We start from the raw sequence: 7,069 nt of genomic DNA, 5'->3' as shown, positions 1-7,069 counted from the left end.
CGCCAGCGCAGCAGCGCCTCGGCCCCGGCCAGCGCCCGGCTGCCCGCGATCAGCTGCGGCTGGTAGTGCAGTTCGAACTCGTGGCGCTCCAGCGCCATGCGCAGGCCGTTCTCCAGCAGCAGCCGCTCGAAAGTCTGGGTGTTCATGCCGACGTCGAAGAACTGATAGGTGTTCTTGCCCGCCTCCTTGGCGCGGTACATCGCCACGTCGGCGTTCTTCAGCAGCGTTCGCGCATCGCGGCCGTCGTGCGGGAACACGCTGATGCCTATGCTGCCGGTGATGAACACCTCGTGCGCCTCCAGGCACAGCGGTTTGCCCAGCGCCGCCAGGATGGCCGAGGCCATGTCGGCCAATTGGTGGTGGCTGTCGAAACCGCTCATCAGCAGCGTGAACTCGTCGCCGCCCAGGCGGGCCAGCAGGCCGCGCTCGCCCACCACGCGCGACAGGCGGATCGCGATCTCGCACAGCAGCTGGTCGCCCACCTGGTGGCCGAAGGAATCGTTGATCAGCTTGAAGCGGTCCAGGTCGATGAACATCACCGCCAACCGGCCGTCCTCGCCGTCCATCCGCGTCAGCGCCTCGTCCAGGCTGGCGGTGAGGCTGCTGCGGTTGGGCAGCCGGGTCAGCGGGTCGTGGTTGGCCAGGAACTGCAGCCGCTCCTCGGCCTCCTTGCGCTGGGTGATGTCGGAGAACACCGCGACGTAGTTGCACAGCACGCCGTCTTCGTCGCGCAGCGCCGAGATCGACAGCTCGGCCGGATACCACTGGCCGCCCCTGCGCCGGTCCAGCATCTCGCCTTGCCAGTGGCCGCAATCGGCCAGCGCCTGCTGCATCGCCGCCCGCGCCTGCTGCTCAATGTTGAAAATGCGCGAGGCCTTGCCCAGCGCCTCTTCCTCGGCGTAGCCGGTAATGCGGGAGAAAGCGTCGTTGACGGCAATGATGCGCGCGCCGGCATCCAGGATCAGGATGCCCTCGGCCGAGTTTTCGAATACCTTGGCGGCCAGCCTGAGATTGGTGTCGGCCAGCAGGCGCTCGGAGATGTCCATCACCACGCCGATCACCGCCTTGCGGCCGTTCAGCTCGAACAAGCGGCTGTGCACCTCCATGTCCACCAGCACGCCGTCCTTGCGTAGTCCGCGGGTGGAGTAATGCATCACCGCGATATTGTCGCGGAAGCGGCGCAGCAGCTGTTGCCGCAGCCGCTCGGCTTCTCCGGGCACCAGGATCTGGCCCATGGTCATGCCGGCCATCTCCTCCGGCTGGTAGCCCATGATCTCGGCCAGCTTGGGATTCACGTAGGCCAGCTTCTCGTCCTGCATGATGTAGATGCCGACCAGCGACTGCTCCACCAGCGCCAGATACCGGTCCTCGGCCTCGCGCTTGGCTTTTTGCTCGCGCCGGGACTGGGTGATGTCGGTGTCCACGCTGCCGACGCCGGCCGGCCGGCCGTCGGCGTCGAACAGGGGAAACTTGGACGCCAGCAGATAGGTTTCCACGCCGTTGAGCGCGAAGTGCTCGTCGAACTGCCGCGGCGACAGCAGGTTCAGCACCTGCTGGTCCTGCTCGCGTATCTGCTGCGCGTCCTCAAGATCGAATACATCCTCCGGCCGCTTCCCCAGCAGCGAATCGGCCGACATGCCGACCCGGCGCGCGTAAGCGGCGTTCACCAGCAGGTAGCGTCCGTCCATGTCCTTCAGCGACATCATTGTCGGACTGTGGTTTACCAGCGATTCAATGCGGGCGCGGAACGCGCGCAGCGTCTCGCCGTCGGCGCGGTGGCCATCCATCAGGATGCCCACCAGCAGGCCGGACACGTTCAAGGCCAGCGCCAGCAAGAGATCGGTGGCCGCGTCGCCCATGCCCACGCGCACCAGGCCGGCCGGCGGCAGCGCCGCCAGCGACAGCAGCAGCGACGCCATGCCGGACGTCAGCGCCGCGCCGCCGGGGCCGGTGCGGCAGGCCGCCCACAAGATCAAGGGGAAGAACAGCAGCTGGCTGGGCACGCCCGGCGGCTCTCCGGCGGCCAGCAACAGGCCCACGCCGCCGGCCGACAGCAGCAGGATCAACGCCAGTTCCAGCCGCAACGGCACCGGCAGCGGACGCAGCGGCGGACGGGCCAGCGGCGCGCACAGGAACAGCGCCGACGCCAGCGCCGCCCAGCATTGCCAGGCCCAAGACCACGGATGGCCGGCCAGCCCGCCGGCCGCCCAGGCATAGCCGCCCAGCAACAGGGTCGCCGCCAGCGCCGGATAAAACAAAGCCAGCAGCAGGTGGCGCAGCTGCTGCGGCGTGCGCGGGCGCTCCAATCCGCCCAGCAGACCGCCCAGGCGCAAGCCCGGCCGGATCAGGCACAGCGACGCCGCCATCAGCAGGGCCCATGGCGGCGGCATCCACGCCGCCGCGGCCATGCCGGCCGCCAGCGGCCACCACCACGCGCGCCGCGGCTCCCGCGCCAGCAACTGCCAGCACAGCAAGCCGTGCGGCGCGAAACTCGCCAGGGACAATGCCGCATGCGGACCGCGCGGCCACAAGGCCACGCTGGCGACAAAGCCCAGGAATACCAGCAACTCCTCCACCCTAGGTGTGGTTCTCACGCTCCCATCCTTCTCCACTGTCGTCCGGTTGACCGGATCTTGCTCCATCCCGGCTCTGCAACCCTGGGCGGTTTCAGAGACATGGCTATTATTTTTTCTGATATCCGATTAGCATTAACAGCTAATTTTCTTCATGCAAAATTAAAACTGGCTTGAAACAAACGCATACGATAGCCGGGAATCCAGACGCCGGCTAGAGTCGGCCGCAGGCAAAGCCGTAAGGCCGCCCGGCGCACTGTTATAATCGCGACAAGCACAACCCCGCACAGAAGCCAGATCAAGTTGGATACGCTCCCGACCCTGCCGCCCGCCGGCCAGAAAACCCGCTGCGGCCGCCTGCCAGACGGCCTGGACAGCCATGCCATCGCCGCGCTTGCCAAGCAGCGCCGCCCACTGCTGGTTCTCGCCGCCGACGCCCAGGCCGCCCAGCGGCTGAAAGCCGAGCTGCCGTTCTTCGCGCCTGACCTTTCCATCGCGCTGTTCCCGGATTGGGAAACGCTGCCCTACGACCATTTCTCGCCGCACGGCGACCTGGTCAGCGAGCGCCTGGCCACGCTGTGGCAAATCCGCCAGCGCGAATGCCAGGTGGTGATCGCGCCGGTCAGCACCGCGCTGGGGCGGCTGGCGCCGGTGAGCTACCTGCTGGGCCGGACGTTTTTCCTGAAGACCGGCCAACAACTCGATGTGGAGAAGCTCCGCGCCGATATGGTGTCCGGCGGCTACCAGCACGTCACCCAGGTGATGGCCCCGGGCGAATTCTCCGTCCGCGGCAGCCTGATCGACCTCTATCCGATGGGTTCGCCGCTACCGTACCGGATCGACCTGTTCGACGCCGAGATCGACAGCCTGAAGACCTTCGACCCGGATACTCAGCGCACGCTGTATCCGGTGCCGGAGGTGCGGCTGCTGCCGGCGCGCGAATACCCGGCCGACGAGAGCGGCGTCACCGCCTTCCGCCAGCGCTACCGCGAGAGGATCGAAGGCGACCCAAGCAAAAGCCGCGTCTACAAGGACGTGTCTCAGGGTCTGTGGCCGGCGGGCATCGAATACTATCTGCCGCTGTTCTTCGACGAAACCGCGACGCTGTTCGACTACGTCGGCGACGACGCGCTGGTGGTGCAACACCACGACGTGCAGGCGGCGGCGGAAACCTTCTGGCGCGACGCGCAAGGCCGCTATGAGATGGCGCGCGGCGACGTCGACCGTCCGGTGCTGGCGCCGGCCGACATCTTCCTGCGCCCGGACGAGCTGATGGCGAGGCTCAAGCCCTATGCCCGCATCGAACTCTCCGGCGACGGCGAAACCGGCGCCGCGCTGCCCGAACTGGCGGTGGATCGCCGCGCCGACGCGCCGCTGCACAAGCTGCAAAGCTTCATCGCCGCCGGCGGCAAACGCATCCTCTTGGCGGCGGAAAGCCTGGGCCGGCGCGAAACCATGCTGGCCTTCCTGGCCGAAAACGGCATCAAGCCGACGCCGATTGACAGCTGGGCCGATTTCGCTGGCGGCAAGGCCGCGCTGGCGCTGGCCGTCGCGCCGCTCTACTCCGGCTTCGCGCTGGCCGATCCGGCCATCGCCGTGGTGACCGAAAGCGAGCTGTATCAGCACGTCGCCCGCAGCCACACCCGCCGCAAGGCCGGCCGCGCCGGCTCCGACGCGATGCTGCGCGACCTGGCCGAGGTCAAGGCCGGCGACCCGGTGGTGCACGAGGCGCACGGCATCGGCCGCTACGTCGGCCTGGTGACGATGGACCTGGGCGAAGGCGAAACCGAGCTGATGCAGCTGGAGTACGCCGACGGCGCCACGCTCTATGTGCCGGTATCGCAGCTGCAGTTGATCTCGCGCTACGCCGGCGGCGCCACCGACGACATCCAGCTGCACAAGCTGGGCAATCCCGCCTGGGAAAAAGCCAAGAAGCGCGCGGCGGAAAAAGCGCGCGACACCGCGGCCGAGCTGCTGAACCTGTACGCCCAGCGCGCGGCGCGCGAGGGCCACAGCTTCGAGCTGTCCCCCGCCGACTACAGCGCCTTCGCCGCCGGCTTCGGCTTCGAAGAGACGCCGGACCAGGCCACCGCCATCGAGGCGGTGATCCAGGACATGTGCTCCGGCAAGCCGATGGACCGGCTGGTTTGCGGCGACGTCGGCTTCGGCAAGACCGAGGTGGCGCTGCGCGCCGCCTTCGTCGCAGTGATGGGCGGCAAGCAAGTGGCGGTGCTGGTGCCCACCACGCTCTTGGCCGAACAGCATTTCCAGAATTTCTCCGACCGCTTCGCCGACTGGCCGGTGCGCATCGCCGAACTGTCGCGCTTCAAGAGCGGCAAGGAAACCAAGCAAGCCTTGCAGGGCCTCGCCGACGGCGGCGTCGACATTGTCATCGGCACCCACAAGCTGGTGCAGCCTGATATCCAGTTCAAGAATCTGGGCCTGGTCATCATCGACGAGGAGCACCGCTTCGGCGTGCGGCAGAAGGAACAGCTGAAGCGGCTGCGCGCCAATGTGGACGTGCTGACGCTGACGGCGACGCCGATTCCGCGCACGCTGTCGATGGCGCTGGAAGGCCTGCGCGACTTCTCCGCTATCGCCACCGCGCCGTCGCGCCGGCTGGCGGTGAAAACCTTCGTCAGCCCCCTGTCCAACGGCGTGATCCGCGAAGCGGTGCTGCGCGAGCTGAAGCGCGGCGGCCAGGTGTTCTTCCTGCACAACGAAGTCGACACCATCGAAAACATGCGGGAGAAGCTAGCCGAGCTGATCCCGGAGGCGCGCATCGGCGTCGCCCACGGCCAATTGCGCGAACGCGAGCTGGAACAGGTGATGCGCGACTTCCTGCAGCAGCGTTTCAACCTGCTGCTGTGCTCCACCATCATTGAAACCGGCATCGACATCCCCAACGCCAACACGATACTGATCAACCGCGCCGACAAGTTCGGCCTGGCGCAGCTGCACCAGTTGCGCGGCCGAGTCGGCCGCAGCCATCACCAGGCCTACGCCTACCTGCTGACGCCGGACGGCATGACCCGCGACGCGCAGAAGCGTCTGGAAGCGATCCAGCTGTCCGGGGAGCTGGGCGCGGGCTTCTACCTGGCGATGCACGATCTGGAAATCCGCGGCGCCGGCGAGGTGCTGGGCGAGGGCCAATCCGGCGAAATGCAGGAAGTGGGCTTCAGCCTGTTCACCGAGATGCTGAAGCAGGCGGTGCGCGATCTGAAAAAGGGCCGCGCGCCCGACCTCGACGCGCCGCTGGGCGTCACCACCGAGATCAATCTGCACAGCCCGGCGCTGCTGCCGGACGGCTACTGCCCGGACGTGCATGAGCGGCTGCTGATCTACAAACGGCTGGCCAGCTGCGAGACCGAGGCCGAGATCGACGATATCCACGAAGAGCTGATCGACCGCTTCGGCCTGCCGCCGCAGAGCGTGAAGACGCTGATCGAAAGCCACCGCCTGCGCCTGGCCGCCAAGGAGCTGGGCGTGCAGAAGCTGGACGCCAGCGAGGTGGCGGTGCAGATCACCTTCGTCAAGAACCCGCCGATCGACCCGGTGAAGATCATCATGCTGATCCAGAGCAAGAAGAACTACCGCCTGGCCGGGCAGGACAAGCTGCGCATCGAGCAGGCGCTGCCTGAGGTGGCGCAGCGGATCGTGAAGGTGAAGGAGGTGTTGAAGGAGTTGAGCGCGTAGGCTTGCTTGATTTCCATCCTGCCTCGAATGAACGGCCAGCTCGATTGAGCTGGCCGTTCTCCTATCCACGCAATCTCTTCTGATGAATCCGCTTCGCGGATAATGATTTAGTGCCGGTTCCGCCCGGCAAACGGGTGAGGGGGCTGCGCGACCAGCCCCCTCACAACCCCAAGGCCGCCCCGCAGCGCTGCGAAACCCCGTCTTCAAATCCATTTTCAAGGAGCCGCCGGAACTAGCCGCGCGCTACCGTCGCGCGGCGTCGAACAACCGGCGTCTTAAAACCTTGAAAATGGCTTTGAAGCCGGCTTGCGCTGATGGGGACAGGGGCAACATCGGTTCGATGTTAACCTCGACAAACACTGTACCTTCGACAGTCGGGTGGAACAGATATCGTGGTTTTCTACTGGAAGCAAACAAATCCCCAGTTACGCTTTGGCTGAACGTCTGCGACGAACCCTCCTCCCCTTCTGCACGCGCCGGCAAAAAAGCGCTGGGCGAGGTTTTAAGACGCCGGCTGTTCGACGCCGCGCGACTCTAGCGCGCGGCTAGTTCCGGCGGCTCCTCGCTCGGCGCTTTTTTGCCGGGGTTTCGCGGGCTGCTGGGGCGGCCTGGGGTTAAAAGGGGGCTGGCCGCGCAGCCCCGTCACCCGTCTGCCGGGCGGAACCGGCGCCCAATCATCGTCCGCGCAGCGGACACAAAATCTTCGAACAGTGAAGCGGATTCCTCCCCTCCCCCAACCTGCGCCAACCCAAGGCAAGCCTCCCGCCCCGGGGCTAAATTGGAAAGACAAGCACAACGAG

General features: G+C 66.5%; 2 protein-coding genes. One reads left to right on the top strand and one right to left on the bottom strand.

The genetic code is table 11. The features are described 5' to 3' along the window. Positions 1-2,594 (bottom strand): sensor domain-containing protein (locus LQR33_RS01915; RefSeq protein ID WP_231467221.1); only part of this gene is annotated, 2,594 nt, incomplete at its 3' end. Between the two features lie 282 nt (positions 2,595-2,876). Here LQR33_RS01915 and mfd point away from each other — a divergent pair. Further along, a complete protein-coding gene (mfd, locus tag LQR33_RS01910; RefSeq protein ID WP_269326179.1) occupies positions 2,877-6,269 on the top strand; it encodes a transcription-repair coupling factor in 3,393 nt (1,130 codons plus the stop codon). The last annotated feature ends 800 nt before the right edge of the window (positions 6,270-7,069 follow it).

Source organism: Chromobacterium piscinae (genome assembly GCF_021129175.1).
GTDB lineage: Bacteria > Pseudomonadota > Gammaproteobacteria > Burkholderiales > Chromobacteriaceae > Chromobacterium > Chromobacterium piscinae.
This window is presented reverse-complemented; position numbering and strand designations above follow the sequence as displayed.